The sequence below is a fragment of the Niveibacterium sp. COAC-50 genome (assembly GCF_013184235.1).
GTDB classification, from domain to species: Bacteria; Pseudomonadota; Gammaproteobacteria; order Burkholderiales; family Rhodocyclaceae; genus Niveibacterium; species Niveibacterium microcysteis.
On the sequence record NZ_JABCJM010000005.1, the window covers coordinates 60251 to 76469 of the forward strand.

At 62.3% G+C, this 16219-nt stretch carries 15 protein-coding genes; all 15 read left to right on the plus strand.

Annotated elements, in window-relative coordinates; translation table 11 throughout:
- The first annotated feature begins 7 nt into the window (after positions 1-7).
- Positions 8-865 (plus strand): pyruvate formate-lyase-activating protein, encoded by an 858-nt coding sequence (gene pflA, locus HH302_RS17490; protein WP_172203550.1) that lies wholly within the window; start codon positions 8-10, stop codon positions 863-865.
- 99 nt (positions 866-964) lie between these two features.
- Positions 965-2362 carry a bifunctional enoyl-CoA hydratase/phosphate acetyltransferase gene (locus tag HH302_RS17495; RefSeq protein ID WP_172203551.1) on the plus strand — a complete coding sequence of 466 codons (1398 nt, stop codon included), beginning with the start codon at positions 965-967 and terminating at the stop codon, positions 2360-2362.
- Positions 2355-3533, plus strand: a complete 1179-nt coding sequence (locus tag HH302_RS17500) for an acetate/propionate family kinase (protein WP_172203552.1) — start codon at positions 2355-2357, stop codon at positions 3531-3533. The genes HH302_RS17495 and HH302_RS17500 overlap by 8 nt, the downstream gene beginning before the upstream one ends.
- Positions 3534-3706: 173 nt before the next feature.
- Complete coding sequence (locus HH302_RS17505) at positions 3707-4891, plus strand: acetate/propionate family kinase (protein ID WP_172203553.1); 1185 nt, start codon at positions 3707-3709, stop codon at positions 4889-4891.
- A gap of 163 nt (positions 4892-5054) precedes the next feature.
- Positions 5055-5621 carry a DUF2889 domain-containing protein gene (locus HH302_RS17510; RefSeq protein ID WP_172203554.1) on the plus strand — a complete coding sequence of 189 codons (567 nt, stop codon included), beginning with the start codon at positions 5055-5057 and terminating at the stop codon, positions 5619-5621.
- Positions 5622-5850: 229 nt separating this feature from the next.
- A complete protein-coding gene (gene sucC, locus HH302_RS17515) occupies positions 5851-7011 on the plus strand; it encodes an ADP-forming succinate--CoA ligase subunit beta (RefSeq protein ID WP_172203555.1) in 1161 nt (386 codons plus the stop codon).
- 18 nt (positions 7012-7029) lie between these two features.
- A complete protein-coding gene (gene sucD, locus HH302_RS17520) occupies positions 7030-7923 on the plus strand; it encodes a succinate--CoA ligase subunit alpha (RefSeq protein ID WP_172203556.1) in 894 nt (297 codons plus the stop codon).
- Positions 7924-8040: 117 nt separating this feature from the next.
- Complete coding sequence (locus HH302_RS17525; protein ID WP_172203557.1) at positions 8041-8742, plus strand: TerC family protein; 702 nt, start codon at positions 8041-8043, stop codon at positions 8740-8742.
- Position 8743: 1 nt separating this feature from the next.
- Positions 8744-9703 carry an ornithine cyclodeaminase family protein gene (locus HH302_RS17530; RefSeq protein WP_172203558.1) on the plus strand — a complete coding sequence of 320 codons (960 nt, stop codon included), beginning with the start codon at positions 8744-8746 and terminating at the stop codon, positions 9701-9703.
- Positions 9704-9802: 99 nt separating this feature from the next.
- Positions 9803-10558, plus strand: coding sequence for an FHA domain-containing protein (locus tag HH302_RS17535; protein WP_172203559.1), 756 nt, complete (start codon positions 9803-9805; stop codon positions 10556-10558).
- A 22-nt stretch (positions 10559-10580) separates the two neighbouring features.
- On the plus strand, positions 10581-11351 hold the full coding sequence (locus HH302_RS17540; RefSeq protein WP_172203560.1) for a 3',5'-cyclic-nucleotide phosphodiesterase: 771 nt from the start codon (positions 10581-10583) through the stop codon (positions 11349-11351).
- Between the two features lie 69 nt (positions 11352-11420).
- A complete protein-coding gene (locus tag HH302_RS17545) occupies positions 11421-13772 on the plus strand; it encodes a GspE/PulE family protein (protein ID WP_172203561.1) in 2352 nt (783 codons plus the stop codon).
- A gap of 273 nt (positions 13773-14045) precedes the next feature.
- On the plus strand, positions 14046-14534 hold the full coding sequence (locus tag HH302_RS17550; protein WP_172203562.1) for a pilin: 489 nt from the start codon (positions 14046-14048) through the stop codon (positions 14532-14534).
- A gap of 334 nt (positions 14535-14868) precedes the next feature.
- On the plus strand, positions 14869-15357 hold the full coding sequence (locus HH302_RS17555) for a pilin (RefSeq protein ID WP_172203563.1): 489 nt from the start codon (positions 14869-14871) through the stop codon (positions 15355-15357).
- A 71-nt stretch (positions 15358-15428) separates the two neighbouring features.
- Positions 15429-16166 (plus strand): TfpX/TfpZ family type IV pilin accessory protein, encoded by a 738-nt coding sequence (gene tfpZ / locus HH302_RS17560; protein WP_216661965.1) that lies wholly within the window; start codon positions 15429-15431, stop codon positions 16164-16166.
- Positions 16167-16219: the final 53 nt, after the last annotated feature.

The window sequence follows — 16219 nt, forward strand, 5'->3', positions numbered from 1 at the left end:
TCCCCTCGTGGCGACACGCCTTTCCGGCAGTCGCTACGAGCTGAAGGTCCAATCCGGGGCCACCCAGTCGGGTGGCCCGGATCATTTTGCGATCCACGAGGCCGACCTCGAGGACATCGCCGAAAACGAGGACCAGCAGCTCGTCGGCTACATCCACTCGTACGAAATGGGCAGCGCGGTAGATGGCCCCGGCATTCGCGCCGTGGTCTTTCTGTCGGGCTGCCTCATGCGTTGTCAGTACTGCCACAACCCCGATACCTGGCACAAGATGCACGGGACGCCCACGACCGCGGGCGACCTGATGGCGGAGCTGAAGAAGTACGTGCGCCCGCTGACACTCTCCAAGGGCGGCGTGACGATCAGTGGCGGTGAGCCCCTGGTGCAGCACCGCTTTGCCAAGCGCATCCTGCGCCGCTGCAAGGAGCTCGGTTTGCATACCGCGCTCGATACCTGTGGCCGCCTGGGCGAGAAGCTATCGGACGAAGAGCTGATGGATGTCGACCTGAACCTGCTCGACATCAAGTCCGGCGATCCGGATACCTACTACCGCGTGACGCATCAGCCGCTGCAACCGACGCTCGACTACGCCAAGCGGCTGTCGGACTTGAACCGGCCGACCTGGGTGCGCTTCGTGCTCGTGCCGGGCTTGACCGACGATTACGACAACGTCGAACGCGTTGCCGACATCACTGCGAGCATTCGCAGCGTCGAGCGCGTTGATGTGCTGCGCTTCCACCAGATGGGCCGTTCCAAGTGGGATGCGCTGAATCTGAAGTACCCGCTGGCGGATGCCGTGCCGCCGACCAATGAGCTGACCGAGCGGGTCAAGGAGCAGTTCCGCGCCCGCGGGCTGAAGGTGTACTAAGCAAAATGAACGAGGACGGGGACGCGGCTGATCGCTGTCAATATTGCACTGCAGTATGGCGGGCAGAATCAGCAGCACCCCTTCCGCGGACACGACGCTATGGATGAGTTGAAGAACCTCACCTACGACGATCTGCACGTCGGCGCGTCGATGGAAATCACCCACACCGTGACAGCGTCCAACGTGGCGATGTTGTCGCAGTTGTCCGGTGACGCCGAAATCTTCCACCCCGAGACCGACAAGACCGACGAGAAGCTGTCGGTGCAGGGCGTGTGCGCCGTTGCGCTGATGTCCAACGTGGTGACGCGGCGACTTCCCGGCCCTGGCTCGCGCATCGTCGGTCAGGAACTGCACGCGGACGGGTTCATCACCGATGGCGATGAGCTCACCGCATCCGTCCGGGTGCGTCACAAGCATGCGTCCGACCGGTCGGTGCAGCTCGATATTCGCGTCGTCAATCAGCACGGCGATGACTTGCTTTGGGGGTCGCTGACGGTGTTGCCGCCGGGCACCAAGGGCAGTTTTGCAGACACGCGCAAGGCCGCGTTCTACATGCCGCGCAATGACGCGTTCGAGAAGATGTACGTCGCCTGCGAGGGCATTCCGCCGGTGCTGACGGCGGTGGTACACCCTTGCGACCGCGATTCCTTGCTCGGGCCGATCGAGGCGGCGCGCAAGGGCCTGATCATCCCGGTGTTGATCGGACCGGCGGCGAAGATCCATGCCGTTGCGCAGGCCGAGAACATTGACCTGAGCGGCTACCAGCTGATCGACTGTGAGCACAGCCACGCTGCCGCGGACCACGCCGCCGGCATGGCACGCCACGGCAAAGTGCAGGCGCTGATGAAAGGCAGCCTGCATACCGACGAGTTGATGGGCGCCGTGGTGAAGGCCAGCAACGGCCTGCGTACCTCGCGCCGCGTGACGCATGTATTCGTGATGGATGTGCCGGCCTATCCGCGCATGCTTCTGGTGACGGATGCGGCGATCAACATCTTCCCGACGGTGGAGGAGAAGGTCGACATCGTGCAGAACGCGGTGGAGCTGGCGCACATCCTGGGTATCCACATGCCCAAGGTGGCCGTGCTCTCTGCCGTGGAGACGGTGAACCCGAAGATCCAGTCGACGATTGATGCCGCGATGCTGTGCAAGATGGCCGATCGCAAGCAGATCACCGGCTGCGTGATCGACGGCCCGCTCGCGTTCGACAACGCGGTGAGCGAAGCGGCCGCCAAGACCAAGAAGATTGTCTCGCCGGTGGCGGGGCGGGCCGACATCCTGATCGTGCCCGACCTCGAGGCCGGCAACATGGTTGCCAAGCAACTCCAGTATCTGGCCGGCGCCGACAGCGCCGGCATTGTGCTCGGTGCGAAAGTGCCGATCGTACTTACCAGCCGCGCCGATTCAGTCGAAACCCGGATGGCTTCGACTGCCGTCATGGCGCTTATTGCCCACTATCGCCAGACCGGCGAAACCCCCATGAAACAAAATGATTGAACCTATCCTCGTTATCAATGCGGGCTCATCGAGCCTGAAGTTCTCCGTCTTCGAATCGATTGGCGACGATTTCGCCCTGCGTCTGCGTGGTCAGGTCGAAGGCCTGTTCACGGCCCCCAAGTTCGTCGCCAAAGATGCGGGCGACACCGTGCTTGCCAGCCAGGATTGGGCTGAGGGTACGCAACTGGGCCATGAAGGCGCGATGAAGTGCATCAGCGGCTTCCTTGCAGACCACGGCGTCCCGCGGCCTGCAGCCGTCGGCCACCGCGTTCTGCACGGCGGTCTGGAGTTCTCGGCACCGGCCAAGCTCAACGCGAGCGTGATGACGCGTCTTGAGAAGTACGTGCCGTTCGGCCCGCTACATCAGCCGCACAACCTCACGCCGATCCGCCTGCTGATGGAGCAGTTCCCGGATCTGCCGCAGGTGGCGTGCTTTGACACGGCCTTCCACCGTACGCAGCCGCAGGTTTCCGAACTGTTTGCGCTGCCGCTCGAATACGCGGAAGAGGGCATCCGCCGCTATGGCTTCCATGGCCTCTCGTACGAGTACATCTCCAGCGTGCTGGGGGACTATGACAAGCGTGCCGCCTCCGGCCGCACGATCGTGCTGCACCTGGGCAACGGCGCCAGCATGGCGGCGCTGTCGGCAGGGCTGGGTGTTGCGACAACGATGGGCTTCACGGCGCTGGACGGTTTGCCGATGGGCACGCGTTGCGGCGCGATCGACCCGGGCGTGCTGCTGTATCTGATGGACCAGAAGGGCATGAACGCGCGCGATATCGAGAAGCTGCTGTATCGCGAATCCGGCCTGCTGGGTTTGTCGGGTGTGTCGAGCGACATGCGTGCCTTGCTTGCGAGCGATTCGTCGCGCGCCCGCCTGGCCGTCGATTACTACGTCTATCGCGTTGCGCGCGAAATCGGTTCGTTCGCTGCTGCGCTGGGTGGTGTCGATGCGCTGGTGTTCACCGGCGGCGTCGGCGAGAACGCCGCGCTGATCCGTGCGCGCATCTGCGAAGCGTCGCACTGGCTGGGTGTTCGCCTGAACTCGGCGGCCAACCAGACGCGTGGTCCGCGCATCTCGATGGACGACAGCGCCGTTGCCGTGTGGGTGATCCCGACCAACGAAGAGCTGATGATCGCGCGCCACGTGCGCCGCACCCTGCGCGGCTGATCTTCCCTTAGCCCGCTCCCGATGGCCGGTTGCCGCAAGGCGCCGGCCATCGTCGTTTCCTGCCCCAGCGCAAGAGTGCTGCAACCGGCCTTGCCTACGATGGCGGACGGGGCAGGCGTGCTTGGCTGGCCTGCTGTCGTGCCGAATTCACGGCACCCTTCGGGGGAGGGGTTATGACAGAAGCGATTGCCGTACTGAATGCGGGCTCATCGAGCCTGAAGTTCTCCGTCTTCGCCGCAGTCGATGGCGATCTGCAACTGCGTTTGCGCGGGCAACTTGAGGGGCTGTTCACTGCGCCAAGGTTTGTCGGCAAGGATGCCGAGGGTGTGGTGCTTGGCGAACATAGCTGGCCAAGCGGTTTTCAGCTCGGCCACGAAGGCGCGATGGCGTACCTGACGGCCTTTCTCGATGCGCATACGAACGGCCTCAGGATCAAGGCCTTCGGGCACCGCGTGGTGCATGGCGGCGTCGAGTTTGCCGAGCCGGTGCGTGTGGATCCGGCCACGCTCCGGCGGCTTGAGGCGTTCGTACCGCTTGCGCCGCTGCATCAGCCAAACAACCTGTTGCCGATTCGCCTGCTGCTCGAAAGCGGCACCAAGGCGGCCCAGGTGGCCTGCTTCGATACTGCGTTCCACCGCGATCAGCCCTTGATCGCCCAGATGTATGCGCTTCCGCATGAGATGACCGCGGCCGGCATTCGGCGCTACGGCTTTCATGGGCTCTCGTACGAATACATTGCGTCGGTGCTGGCGCAGCATGACGAGCGCGCTGCAGCGGGCCGCACTGTGGTGTTTCACCTGGGCAATGGCGCGAGCATGTGTGCGATCCTCAATGGCCGCAGTGTGGCGACCACGATGGGCTTTACCGCGGTTGAGGGGCTGCCGATGGGCACCCGCTGTGGCTCCGTCGATCCAGGCGTGCTGCTCTATTTGATGGATCAGCGCGGCATGGATGCACGCGCGATCGAGAAGCTGATCTACCACCGCTCCGGCTTGCTGGGTATGTCGGGTGTTTCGAGCGACTGCCGGGTGCTGGAAGAGTCCGACGATCGCAACGCCAAGCTGGCGCTGGATCACTTCTGTTACCGAGCCTCGCGCGAATTGGCGTCGCTGGCCGGGGCCATGGGCGGGCTCGATGCGGTGGTGTTCACCGCCGGGATCGGCGAGAACTCGCCGACTGTGCGCGCGAAAATTCTGGAACAGGCCAGCTGGCTCGGCGTCGACCTGGACCGCGAAGCCAACGCGGTTCGTGGTTTCGCGAGAATCAGCGCGCGTGCGAGCCGGGTCAATGCCTGGGTGATCCCGACCAATGAAGAGTTGATGATCGCGCGCCATGCCTGGCGTGTGATCCATGCTTGAGCGGTGACGACGGTCGCGCGGGGCGAGTACGCCCAACGCGCCGTGCCTTGGCATTGTCGGCCATCACCCATTCAGGCCTGGCTGCCGATGCAGGCATTGCTATCATCTGGCGGTGTTACGCAGGCCGATCGCGCAGGGGGCGCGGGCTGAAGCAGGGGGAATCATGGCTTTTCCGGAACCGGCCATTGCGCGCCGGCGACTCCACACGCGCCGCATCGAGGCAGAAGGCTTTGTGCGCGACGACGGCCTGTTCGACCTCGATGCCACGCTGGTGGATTTGAAGGACGCAGACTACGAAATACTCTCTGGCGTGCGGCCGGCCGGCACGCCGGTGCACGAGATGCGGGTGCGCCTGACCATCGATCGCCACTTCAACATCGTTGATGCACTGGCCGATACCGCATGGGCGCCGTACACCGGCTACTGCGAAACGATCGCACCAGCCTATCGCCAGCTGATCGGGTTGAATCTGTTCCAAGGCTTTCGCAAGGCAATGATGGAGCGGTTCGCCGAAGTGAAGGGCTGCACCCATGTCACCGAACTGCTGCTGACTTTGCCAACCGTCGCGCTGCAAACCTTTGCGACCCTGGTGCGCGAAGATGACTCCGGCGACCGCAAGCCCTACCAGCTCGATCGCTGCCACGCGCTGGATTCATCAGGTGCAGCGGCGCGCAAGTACTACCCGCGGTGGTACCGGCCGCGTACCGTTGCCGACTCGGAAAACACGTAAGTAACCCGCAAGGGCGATTCGGTTACAATCCGCCGAATCCGGGTGTTGCACTGCGGCAACGGGGCTGCCGAGCGCCCGGTCTGGCTTTTGCCGAGGGAGGGGGAGAGTCGGCATCCGCTGCGTCAAAGGGGGCGCAGTCCGTCTCGTCTGCCCGTGTTCCGACCCGATACCAACATTGAGCCCGCTGAGCCCGGCGACCCCGGGCGGGGGCAGAGATCGAAGGGCAACCATGAAGATTCACGAGTACCAGGCGAAAGAAGTCCTGCGCAAATATGGCGTCGTTACGCCGCGCGGCATTCCGTGTTTTTCCGTCGATGAGGCCGTCAAGGCCGCCGAGGAGCTGGGCGGCAAGATCTGGGTGGTGAAGGCCCAGATTCACGCAGGTGGCCGTGGCAAGGGCGGCGGCGTGAAGCTGGCCCGTTCGCTCGACGAAGTGCGCACGCTCGCCAACGAGATCCTCGGCATGCAACTGGTCACGCACCAGACCGGCCCGGAAGGCCAGAAGGTCCGCCGCCTGCTGATCGAGGAAGGTGCCGACATCAAGAAGGAATACTACGTTGCCGCGCTGACCGACCGCGCCACGCAGAAGGTTGCCATGATGGCGTCCTCCGAAGGCGGCATGGACATCGAGGAAGTCGCGCACAACACGCCGGAGAAGATCATCAAGGTCTTCGTTGATCCCGCGGCAGGCCTGACCGACGCGCAAGCCAAGGAACTCGCAAGCGGCATCGGCGTACCGGAAGCCTCGATCCCGCAAGCCGTCGATACGCTCAAGCGCCTGTACACCTGCTACATGGAAACCGACGCTTCGCTGGCGGAAATCAACCCGCTGATCCTCGAAGGCAACGGCAACATCAAGGCGCTGGACGCCAAGTTCAACTTCGACGCGAACGCGCTGTTCCGCCACCCGGAAATCGTTGCCTATCGCGACCTGGATGAAGAGGACGCTGACGAAATCGAGGCCTCGAAGTTTGACCTCGCCTACATCTCGCTCGACGGCAACATCGGCTGCCTGGTGAACGGTGCCGGCCTCGCCATGGCGACCATGGACACGATCAAGCTCTTCGGCGCCGAGCCGGCGAACTTCCTCGACGTGGGCGGCGGCGCGACGACCGAGAAGGTCACCGAAGCCTTCAAGATCATGCTCAAGAACCCCAAGGTGAAGGGCATCCTGGTCAACATCTTCGGCGGCATCATGAAGTGCGACACCATCGCCACCGGCGTGGTGACCGCGGCCAAGGAAACGCATCTGGCCGTGCCGCTGGTCGTTCGCATGAAGGGCACCAACGAAGACCTCGGCAAGAAGATCCTTGCCGAATCGGGTCTGCCGATCATCTCGGCGGACACCATGGCCGAAGCGGCCGAAAAGATCGTTGCTGCCGTCAAGTAATGCCCGGAGAACTCTGAAATGTCGATTCTGATCAACAAAGACACCAAGGTCATCACCCAGGGCATCACGGGCAAGACCGGCCAGTTCCACACCGAAAAGTGCCAGGAATACGCCAACGGCAAGAACTGCTTCGTCGCGGGTGTGAACCCGAAGAAGGCGGGCGAGTCCATCTTCAACATCCCGATCTTCGGTTCGGTGAAGGAGGCCGCTTCGGAAACCGGCGCCACCGTGTCGGTGATCTACGTGCCGCCGGCGGGGGCTGCCGCTGCGATCTGGGAAGCCGTCGAGGCCGACCTGGATCTGGCGATCTGCATCACCGAGGGCATTCCGGTGCGCGACATGCTCGAAGTGCGCAACAAGATGAAGGCCAAGGAAGCGGCCGGCGGCAAGAAGACCCTGCTCCTGGGGCCGAACTGCCCGGGGCTGATCACGCCGGACGAAATCAAGATCGGCATCATGCCGGGTCACATCCACCGCAAGGGCCGTATCGGTGTGGTGTCGCGCTCTGGCACGCTGACGTACGAAGCCGTGGCGCAACTGACTGAAATCGGGCTGGGCCAGTCCTCGGCAGTCGGCATCGGTGGTGACCCGATCAACGGTCTGAAGCACATCGACGTGATGCGCATGTTCAATGACGATCCGGACACCGACGCGGTGATCATGATCGGCGAGATCGGCGGTCCGGACGAAGCCGAAGCGGCAATGTGGTGCAAGGCCAACATGAAGAAGCCGATCGTTGGCTTCATCGCTGGCGTGACCGCCCCGGCCGGCAAACGCATGGGCCACGCCGGTGCGTTGATTTCCGGTGGTGCTGATACGGCCGACGCCAAGCTCGCCATCATGGAAGAGTGCGGCTTCAAGGTGACGCGCAACCCGTCTGAGATGGCGCGCCTGCTCAAGGCGATGCTCTGATCCGTCGAGGTCCGCTGCATCAAGCGCCCGGCGTGAGCCGGGCGTTTTCGTTTTGAGGCGTCGAACGCCCGCGCGGCATGCTCCGCTAAACTCTCACTTTTAAACGCCCCCGCCCCGATGCCCGATTTTTCCAATCCCGTTTTCTGGTACGCCGTTGCGCAGATCATCGTCATCGACCTGGTGCTGTCGGGCGACAACGCGGTCGTGATTGCGCTGGCGTGTCGCAACCTGGCGCCCGCGCAACGCAGGGTCGGTATCCTGTGGGGCGTGCTCGGGGCGGTGGGGCTGCGTGTGGTGCTGACGGCCTTTGCGGCACTACTGATGGACTGGCCGTGGCTCAAGATCGTCGGCGGGATCCTGTTGCTGTGGATCGGCGTGAAGCTGCTGGTGCCGGAGCAGGAAGGCGAGCACGAGATCCACGGTGCCGGCAACGTCTGGGGCGCGGTCAAGACGATCATCGTGGCGGATTTCGTGATGAGCCTCGACAACGTCGTCGCGGTGGCCGGCGCGTCGCACGGCAGCATTCCGCTGCTGGTGTTCGGGCTCCTTGTCAGCATTCCTATCATCGTGTTCGCGAGCCAGATCATCATGAAGGCGATGGAGCGCATGCCGATCATCGTCACCCTTGGTGCCGGGCTGCTCGGTTGGGTCGCGGGCGCGATGATCTTCAGCGATCCGGCAATGCGGCCGTTGGTGGCGGGGCAGCCGGCTTGGCTGCATTACGTCGCCTCGGCGGTCGGGGCCTTGGTGGTCGTGCTGATCGGCTGGCTGATAGCTCGTCGCCGGCAGGCGGGCTACAGGGTGTTGGAGGAGGGCTAACATGGCTGCGCTGTATTTGTCCGAGACGGAGGTTGCACAGGTGGTCGATATGCCGCTGGCGCTTGCCGCGGTGGAATCTGCCCATCGCGCGCTTGCTGCCGGTGAGGCGGTCGACTACCCACGCCAGCGCGTGCGGGCCGGCGCCGTGATCCAGCACCTGCTGCAAGGCGGTCTGCTCGACGCGCGACGCGTCACCGGCTACAAGACCTATACCTCGTCGCGCGCCGGTGTGCGGTTCTGGCTTCACCTGTTCGATGCCGACAACGGCGATCCACTGGCGGTGATCGAAGCTGACCGGCTCGGCATGATGCGGACGGGCGCAGCAGGCGGCGTCGCGGCGCGCTGGCTCGCACGGCCGAACGCCCGCCGCGCCGTAATTTTCGGTGCCGGTTGGCAGGCGCGCGGGCAGATCGAAGCGTTGGCGCTCAGCCTGCCGATTGAACAGTTCTCCGTGGTCGCGCGCGATGCTGCGAAGTGCGATGCCTTCTGCGCCGAGATGACGGCGCAAGTCGGGCGCTCGGTGACGCCCGCCAAGGATGTCGAAGCCGAAGTGCGCGCGGCCGATGTGGTGGTCACCATCACCACGTCGCCCAAGCCGCTGTTCGACGGCGCGTGGTTACCGGCCGGCTGTCACATCAACGCCGCGGGCTCCAACGCGCTAATTCGGCGCGAGATCGACGAAACAACCGTCGGACGCGCTGGCCTCATCGTCGTCGATACCCGAGCGACGGCCTTGCGGGAAGCGGGCGATTTGTTGCCTGCGCTTGAGAAAGGGCGGCTGACCGAAGGGCGGTTGGTGGAACTTGGTGAGATCGTCGCAGGACATCGCGCGGGGCGCACCGATCCGGCCGTGATCACGTTGTTCGAGTCGCAAGGCTTGGCGGTGCAGGACCTCGCGCTCGGCGTCGAGGTGCTTGCGCGCGCGCGTAGTGCCAAACTCGGCACAGCCTTGCCCTATTGATTTGACCGGAACCCGTTGCCCCCCGAGGCGGGGCGCGGCATGATTCCACCCTTGGTGAGCTTGTCCGCAAGTGGCACTTACCCCAATTTGGAGTTCCGCATGCCCAAAATCGTCCTGAGCATGGACGGCCTCGTGCTGAAGGAAATCGCGCTGGACAAACAGCGCATCACGATCGGCCGCAAGCCGCACAACGACATCCAGATCGACAACCTGGCGATCAGCGGCGAGCATGCATCGATTGCGACCATCCTCCAGGATGCGTTCCTTGAGGACTTGAACAGCACCAACGGCACCTATGTGAATGGGCAGCCGGTGAAAAAGCATGCGTTGAAGGACGGCGATATCGTCGAGCTCGGCAAGTACCGGCTCAAGTTCCTCAAGGACACGCCACCACCGGCGTCGGCCAACACCTTCGAGAAGGCCTTCGAAGTGCCGCAGGACTTCACGAAGACCCAGAACACCACGATGCGCGCAGCCGCCGACACCATGGTGACCGGCTTCGCGGAAGCACAGAGCGCGACGCAAGGGGTGACGACTGGGGGGCTCTCCGGCACCAATTGGTCGCAGCCGGAGGCGGACCAGGCTAACCAGATCGGCGTGGTGCAGATTCTCTCTGGACGCAATGCGGGCCGCGAGCTTGAGCTGACCAAATCGCTGACCACGCTTGGCAAACCGGGCCTGCAGGTGGCTGTCATCACGCGCCGTGCGCATGGCTACTTCATTACGCACGTCGAGGGCACTGCTTTCCCGGTGGTCAACGGCCGTGAGATCGATGCGCAGGCGCACCCGCTGCAGGATCACGACGTGATCGAGCTTGCCGGCGTCAAGATGGAGTTCTACCTGCGCGCCGGCTGAGCGCTCGCAGGCGGATCGGGCCGTGGAGGTCAGGGTACTCGGCTGTAGCGGCGGCATTGGTGGGCTCGATGTCCGCACGACTTCGCTTCTGGTCGACGACGACATCCTGATCGATTGCGGCACTGGCGCCGGGGTACTGGATGTGCCGGCGCTGATGGCAATCGACCATGTGTTCCTGACGCATGCGCATCTCGATCACATTGCCTACCTGCCATTCATCATCGACACCGTCGGTGACTACCGCAGTCGCCCGCTGACTGTTCATGCGGCGCCGGAAACGCTGCGCATCATTCGCTCACATATCTTCAACTGGCTGATCTGGCCCGATTTTTCTGCGATTCCGGATCGCGCGCATCCGCTGATGCGCTTCAACGAGTTGCGCATCGGCGAGTGGGCTGACATTGATGGCCGGCGGGTTACAGCGCTGCCGGCGCTGCACGCGGTGCCCGCGGTTGGCTACCAGATCCGTTCCGAGACCGGGGCAAGCCTCGTTTTTTCGGGTGACACCACCGTGTGTGACGCGCAGATCGAGGCAATCAACGCAATCAACGACCTGCGCGCCCTGATCATCGAAACGGCGTTCCCGAACATGCAGCATGATCTGGCGCTCGCCGCGCGCCATCTGTGTCCGCAGATGCTGTTTTCGGTGCTTGATCGGCTGATCGTGTCGCCCGAGATCTATGTGACACACCTCAAGCCGGCGCAGGCTGCCGAGATCACCGCCGAGCTGGCGGCGTACAGCGGCCGTTTGAAGCCACAGATTCTTCGGAACGAGCAGGTGTTCGCGCTCTGATCCCGGCGCAAGCCAGGGTTGGTGGCAGTATCATCGGGCCTTGGCAGTAAGCCATCTGGGGGTTGATCGATGAGTGCCATTCCGGGGCGCACCAGCGCCGGCGATCTGAGCCGGCGGCTCGCGTTTTTCAAGGGCCTGCAGGCGCTGACGGCGCGCATACACGCCACAAACAATATCGACGAGATCATCTTCGAGCTCTCGGCCGATATCTGCAGCCTGTTTGGCGCCGAACGCATCACTTTATATACGGTGGACGAGTCGGGGGCGGCGATCGTCTCCAAGGTCAAGACCGGTCTGCATTCGATCAAGGCGATCCGGTTGCCGATCTCGGACCGCAGCGTCGCGGGCTACGTTGCCCTGCATAAGACGCTGCTCAACATCCACGATGTTTACGACGCGGCTGAGCTGAGCCAGATCTCGCCCAATCTTGAGTTTCGCCGCGAGGTGGATGAGCGCAGCGGCTACCACAGCAAGCAGATGCTGGTGGCGCCGATCATGGGGGCGGCGGAAAGCGAACTCCTTGGCGTTGTGCAACTGATTAATGCGCGGGATGGCTCGGCCTTTACCGCCATCGACGAAGAGGGGCTGCAGGGGCTTGCGCAGACCCTGGGCGTCGCGTTTGCGCAGCGTCTTTCCCAGGAAAAGCCGCTGCGCAACAAGTACGACTACCTGACGCGCACTGGCGCCGTGACTCCCGAGCAACTCGAGGAGATCGAAAAGCAGACCCGCGCGCGGAATACAACGATCGAAGCAATTCTGCTCGACGAAGTGCGGATAGCCGCAGCGCTGGTCGGTGAGTCGATGGCACGGTTTTACGGCGTGCCCTACGAGCCGTTTCGGCAGGAGCGGGTCAAGTCGATGCATCTGCTGCGCAACATCAAGAAGGACTATGTGTTGCAGGCGGGTTGGCTGCCGCTGGAGGAGACGCAGGAAGGGATCATTGTCCTCACAACCGACCCCGAGCAGGTGCGCGGCGCGCGGGTGGCCGACAATGTCTTCCCGGGCGCAAAGCTATCGTTCCGCGTCACGACACGGCGCGAGTTCGAGAAGACGGCGCAGCAGTTGTTCGAGCAGGGCATGGATGAGGCTTCGGTGTCCGACATGCTGTCTGGCCTGGGCGACGACGAGCGCGACGCGCCGTCGCAGGACGAAATCTCCGCGGCCGCCGACAACGAACTCGTCAAGCTGGTCAACAAGATCATCATCGAGGCGCATCGGCAGGGCGCCTCGGATATCCACATCGAGCCGCGCCCGGGCAAGGAAAAGACGCTGATCCGTTTCCGCAAGGACGGCTCACTGGTGCCGTACATCGAGGTGCCTGCGAGTTACCGCAACCCGCTGGTCACGCGTATCAAGATCATGTGCGACCTCGATATCTCCGAACGCCGCAAACCGCAGGACGGCAAGATCCGCTTCCGCAAGTACGGGCCCCTGGATATCGAGCTGCGGGTCGCGACCATCCCGACCGCGGGCGGCATGGAAGACGTGGTGATGCGTCTGCTGGCGAACGGCGAGCCGCTGCCGCTGTCGGATCTGGGCATGTCGCCGCGCAATCTCGAGCGCCTGCGCAACACGATCAATAAGCCCTACGGCATCTTCTTCTGTTGCGGCCCAACCGGCTCCGGCAAGACCACCACGCTGCATTCGATCCTGAAAGAGCTCAACACGCCCGACACCAAGATCTGGACCGCCGAGGACCCGGTCGAGATCACGCAGCGCGGCCTGCGCCAAGTTCAGGTTAACCGCAAGGCCGGGCTGGATTTCGTCGCTGTAATGCGTGCCTTCCTGCGTGCCGACCCTGACGTCATCATGGTTGGCGAGATGCGCGACAAGGAAACCGTGACGATCGGCATCGAAGCCTCGCTGACGGGCCACCTTGTGCTCTCCACGCTGCACACAAACAGCGCGCCAGAATCGGTGGTGCGCCTGCTCGACATGGGGATGGACCCGTTCAACTTTGCCGATGCGTTGCTCGGCGTGCTCGCGCAGCGCCTCGCCAAGCGGCTCTGCAAGCATTGCAAGGAGGCCTACCACCCGGACGACGACGAGGTAGCGGCCTTGATCGCCGAGTATTGCGAAGATATGCGCCAGACGCCTGAATTCCAGGCAGATCCGGCGGCCGCCGAGGCAGCGCTACTCGCAGAATGGAGAGTGCAGTTCGGCCACGAGGGGCAACTGCTGCTCTACCGGGCGAAAGGCTGCGAACACTGCTCTGACGGCTACAAGGGCCGCGTCGGCCTGCACGAAATGATGGTCGGCTCTGCCGAGGTCAAACACCTCGTGCAGGTCCGAGCACCCGTTTCGGAGCTGGTTACGGCGGCGCTTGCTGACGGGATGCGCACGCTGCGACAGGACGGCATCGAGAAGGTGCTGCAGGGTGTGACGGACATGAAGCAGGTGCGGAAGGTGTGCATTCGTTAGGAGTTGATCGGATCGCCTTCGTTGCTTGACTGCCCCCGCTCAGACGTGCGTCTGCTCCGAGGGGGGGCTAGCAGTTGCAGCGGAGTTCGGGTTGACCTAAAGCGGCTGCGATGTGACGAAATTTGACAATCCGCATGTGCTCTCTAGGTGCGCGTTGTCAAATAGCTCTCTTATAAACAATGACTTGTGACGAAACCGGGTTCTGGCATGACAAATGCGTTGTGCTGGTGGTGTGGGCATTCCGCCCGCTCAAACAGTTCCCTGGAGAAAGTCATGAAGTCACTTCAACGCGGTTTTACACTGATCGAACTGATGATCGTCGTTGCGATCATCGGAATTTTGGCTGCCGTCGCTCTACCCGCGTATCAGGATTACACTGCGCGCTCGAAAGTGACTGAGGTCATGCTGCAGCTTGATGCTTGCAAGAACGGTGTGTCGGAGTTCATCCAGGCGAACTCGCAATTTCCTGCCGATGCGGACGCTGCCGGCTGCAGCAGCAAAGTGACCACCAAGTACATGGCCGCCGGCTTGGCAGTAGACAGCGCCACCGGCAAGATCACCTCTGGAGCAATTCAGAGCGTCGCGACAGGTGCGGACACTAAGGTTCTTATTCTTCAGCCGACCACTGATGCTGCGCGCACGAAGGCGATGGCCGCTGCGACCGATGCGATTCAAGGGTGGTCCTGCGGTACGGACGCGGCAACGACTGACTACAAGTTCTTCCCGGCTCCCTGCCGCCAGAAGGTCCTTGGCGGGCTCTAATACCGTTCTGATATCAACCTAGTCGGTAGAGATCAGGTGAGTCGTGTTCGCGCGGCGGGCGCCACTCACCTTGACGAATCAGCGCTAGCGACCCAGTCCAGATTGGGCGTTGTTTTGATGTGCAGATGGCATGGGGGTGTCGCGATTGAGCCGATGAATGACGAAAATCGGCACCTTGCGCTGACTAATCTTGATTCTTTTCTGATTTTTTCCAATAAAAACAAGTTGTTGTGTTTCGTCAGGCGGTTGGCACGGGATGTGCTAAAAAGGGTTTGTGCGGATGTGATCAGCAGAGTTGATCGCTACGCCGAAACCATTGAGACAGGAGATTGCTATGAAGACGATGCAGCGCGGTTTTACTCTTATCGAACTGATGATTGTGGTTGCGATCATCGGCATTTTGGCGGCGGTGGCTCTGCCTGCGTACCAAGACTACACTGCTCGCTCGAAGGTGACCGAAGTTATGCTGCAACTGGATGCATGTAAAAACGGCGTGTCCGAGTTCATTCAAGCAAACTCGCAGTTCCCTGCCGATGCTGATGCCGCCGGTTGCAGCAGTAAGGTTACTACCAAGTACATGGCTGCTGGTTTGGCTGTGGACAGCACTACTGGCAAGATTACGTCCGGCGCAATCCAGAATGTGGCTACGGGCGCGAATACTAAAGTCATCATCCTGCAGCCGACCACTGATGCTGCCCGCACCAAGGCTATGGCAGCAGCGACCGACGCGATTCAAGGCTGGTCCTGCGGTACGGATGCTGCAACGACCGACTACAAGTTCTTCCCGGCCCCGTGCCGTCAGAAGGTTCTTGGCGGCCTCTGATATTCAGACTTAAGAGGGCCCAAAAAAGAGACCGCTTTGCGGTCTCTTTTTTTTGGCGTTAAAGTTTCAGAATGACGATAGTTCCGCGCGTACGCGTTTTTCTGGCGCATCTTTCAGGGTCGACTGCTGTCGCCTTGTGTTCGCTGATAGTGGTTTTTCAAATCTGGTATCCGTCGCCGCTGCAGTCCGCGGTCGGCGTGACATCGATCTATTTGATATTGCTCGCCGTCGATGTGACGCTGGGGCCGTTATTGACTTTGATTGTCTATAAACCCGGCAAACGTCTTCTGTGGCTTGATCTTTTGGTGATCGTGGTATTGCAGGTTGCTGCGTTTGGCTATGGAATCGCGAGCCTTGCTAGCGGCCGGCCGGTGTGGCTGGTGTACAACGCAGGGCGTTTCGATCTCATTCAGTCTTTCAATGTCGATGAGCGGAAGCTGTCCGAGGCGAACCCTGATTACAGACGCCAATCGTGGCTGGGGCCGCGCTGGGTTTCACAGCGTGCGCCCAGCGATAATGCGGAACATGACCGCTTGTTGTTCGACGCGGTGGTTGGGGGGGTTGATCTGCCGCAGAGGCCCGAACTCTATCAACCACTTGAGAGGGCTGCCGAGCAGATCCGCCGCCAAGCGCAGCCGCTTTCGCGGCTTACGCAATTCAACGCAGCGAAGGAGGTTAGTGACACCCTTCGTTCTTGGCCCGCTGCAAACGCTTACCTGCCGATGATGGCTAAATCTCGCCACATGACCGTGCTGGTGCAACGAGAAAGCGGGAAAGTCGTCGCCGTGGTTGATCTCAGGCCTTGGTAGTATCGAGCGTCGCGATCCGGCTTGCATGTACTTTTGGCCGGATTTTCCAAACG